Below are 275 nucleotides of genomic sequence, written 5' to 3'. Positions count from 1 at the left end.
TGGGTTCAAAATTGATGAGAGTTTGTATCCAATACAGTAACTCAGCAAACTCATGCGGCCACGACCTCTTGAGGCGCGATCTCACCGCCAGCTTCGGTTTCTGCCCAGTCACCCCAGAGGCCTTGTTTTGCTTTAATGCGTAATCGGCCTCCAAGATCTTTGCTGCTTTGCTCAACCCGGACTGCGTCTTTTGTTGCAAGGACAAGAACTTCGAAGAACATCTTCGTAGCATCGGCTTTGCTTGTTTGAAGCTCGGGGAGTAGATCTTGGAAGAC

Annotated in this window: 1 protein-coding gene; it reads right to left on the bottom strand. The window is 49.5% G+C overall.

Annotation, left to right across the window (positions count from 1 at the left end; all coding sequences use genetic code 11):
- Positions 1-50: 50 nt before the first annotated feature.
- Positions 51-275, bottom strand: a 225-nt coding sequence (locus CVH10_RS20275) for a hypothetical protein (protein ID WP_146143175.1), incomplete at its 5' end; no start/stop codon positions are given.

The organism is Halomonas sp. ND22Bw (genome assembly GCF_003011945.1).
GTDB lineage: Bacteria > Pseudomonadota > Gammaproteobacteria > Pseudomonadales > Halomonadaceae > Halomonas > Halomonas halophila.
Note: the sequence above shows the minus strand (reverse complement) of the source record. Positions and strands in the feature narration are given on the sequence as shown.